This window comes from Bacteroidota bacterium, assembly GCA_034723125.1.
In the GTDB taxonomy this organism is placed as follows: Bacteria; Bacteroidota; Bacteroidia; order CAILMK01; family JAAYUY01; genus JAYEOP01.
In genome coordinates, this window is sequence record JAYEOP010000354.1 from 1 (window position 1) to 2,465 (window position 2,465).

A 2,465-nucleotide genomic window follows, 5' to 3' on the forward strand; every position below is an offset into this window, starting at 1 on the left:
GTCGTACAGGGCTTACCCACCGCAAAGATAAAAACATTTAGGTTACTAAAAAGAAATGATTGTAAAAATATTTTAAATTATTTGAATTAAAAACACTAATAAAGGGAGGTTTTATAAATACATTCGCATTAAGATTTCCAGAGTTTTTTATAGACAATGAAAAAAATTGAAACAAATCGGGATAATGTAAAAAGTTTTGAAGAAGTATATAAAAAAACTCTGAAAACCCTTTGGGAACAAAGATAATAAACAATCTGACTGCGTTAAAATTTTTCTCAATAGCTTGTGCCTCCGCTAAAGCTTCAGCGACACGCGGACGGCTATTCAGAAAAATTTGTGCCTTGCATCTTATTTATTATCTTTGTTTCTTAAAAAAAATGTATTTATAGAACCTCCCTAAAATAAAATTATATATTTTTGTATAATGAAAATTTTAGTAACAGGAGCAGATGGATTCTTAGGAAACAATATTATCCGTGAATTATTAGTTAGGAAATATGATGTAAAAGTATTTTTACAAAAAAATCGTCCTGATACATTCAATGAACTAAAGATTGAAAAATACACTGGCGATATTCTTGAACCCGAATCCATTATTGAGGCATCGCAAGATTGTGACTTTATAATTCACACAGCAGCAAACACAAGCGTTTGGCCATCAAAATCGAAAATAGTACGAGAAGTTAACATCAAAGGAACTCAAAACATTGTTAACGCATCATTAAAAAATAAAATTAAAAGATTAGTTTACATAGGTACTGCTAATTCATTTGGTTTTGGCACCATAAATAACCTTGGTAACGAAACAAAGGAATTTAATTCTCAAAAGTACGGATTAGATTATATCACTTCTAAATACGAAGCACAACAATTTGTAATTGATAGTGTTAAGAATAAAGGCTTAAATGCAATTATTCTCAATCCGACTTTTATGATAGGACCTTTTGATTTTAAACCTACTAATCGTTCCTTACTTCTTGCATTAATTAATGGAGCACTTCCCGGCTATTCTAAAGGAGGAAGAAATTTCCTTCATATTAAAGATGCAGCATTTGCAACATGCAATGCACTTGAAAAAGGTAAAATTGGAGAATGTTATATTCTTGGAAATGAGAACTTAACCTATAAAGAATTTTATAAAATTGCTGCAACTCAGCTAAAAACTAAAAGGCCAAAGCTTTTAATTCCAAAACCATTTATTTTATTCTACGGATTGCTAAGTGAAACCATTGCTTTTATTACGAAAAAAGAACCAACATTATCTTACAAAATGTCAAAAATAAGTATCGACACCAATTTCTTTAGTTCTGAAAAAGCTGTTAAAGAATTAGGCTTACCACAAACCCCAATTGCAACAGCAATTGATGATGCTGTTGATTGGTTTAAATCAAATAATGTAATAAACTAATGTCAAATTTTGATTTCACAAACAAAGTTGCAATTGTTACAGGCTCAAGCAGAGGAATAGGAAAAATTACTGTAATACAATTATTAAAAAAAGGTGTTAAAGTAGTAATTAATGGTAGAGACCCTGAACGACTACAAAAAGCATCTGAGGAAATAAGCAAACTTGGATTTGACGTTTTTGCTGTTCAAGCTGATATTGGAAATTATAAAGATTGCGAAAAACTCATAAATCAAACTGTTGAGAAATACGGTAAAATTGATATTCTTATCAATAACGCAGGACTTGCCATGGAAGGTAGTATTGAAAATTCTCCTCCCGAAACTTTTGAAAAAGTTTTTAATGCAAATATTTTAGGTCAATTATTCCCTACAAAAGCAGCTTTACCACATATCAAAAAAACAAAAGGCAGTATTATTTTTAACAGTAGCATTGCTGGTTTTTTTGGTTTACCAAACTTCTCTGCTTATTCATCTTCAAAAATGTCGCTCACTGCAATGGCACAATCACTAAAAATTGAACTTACAGGAACAGGAATTCATGTAGGAATAAATTATATAGGATTTGCTGAAAATGAAATTCAGAAAACTTTTTACAACGAAAAAGGCAAATTGGAAGTAATGGAAGTACGTGAAAACTTCAAGAAAATGCCAATTGAAAAAATTGCCGATAAAATTATAAAAGGAATAGAAAAACGAAAATACAAAACTATCTTTTCCTTTACAGGTAAATTACTCCTTTTTTCACAAAGATTTATCCCTCGTATATTTGAGAAATTGATGTTGATGACATACAAAAAACAATTAAAAGAAAAAATATCAACAAAATAAGTACAGCATAGGTTGAATAGAATAGAAAAACTTAGAAATCATAAAATTTGATAGCTTCCTAAGAAATACTACTTAGTGGCACTAAGAAAACTTTGTATTACTCACTCAAGTTTCGCATAATAACTCTGTGTGCTAACATATTTATTATCTGACTGTTATATTATGTATTTTTTCTTAGTGCAACTTTGTGCCTTGGTGTCTTTGTGGCAAGATATTGATAATTAGCCACG

The 2,465-nt window shown here is 30.0% G+C and carries 2 protein-coding genes; both read left to right on the top strand.

Annotated elements, in window-relative coordinates:
- The first annotated feature begins 424 nt into the window (after nt 1-424).
- Entirely contained in the window at nt 425-1,408 is a 984-nt protein-coding gene (locus U9R42_09610) for an NAD-dependent epimerase/dehydratase family protein (protein ID MEA3496278.1), read from the top strand.
- Complete coding sequence (locus U9R42_09615; GenBank protein MEA3496279.1) at nt 1,408-2,235, top strand: SDR family oxidoreductase; 828 nt, start codon at nt 1,408-1,410, stop codon at nt 2,233-2,235. Before U9R42_09610 ends, U9R42_09615 begins: the two co-directional genes overlap by 1 nt.
- Nucleotides 2,236-2,465: the final 230 nt, after the last annotated feature.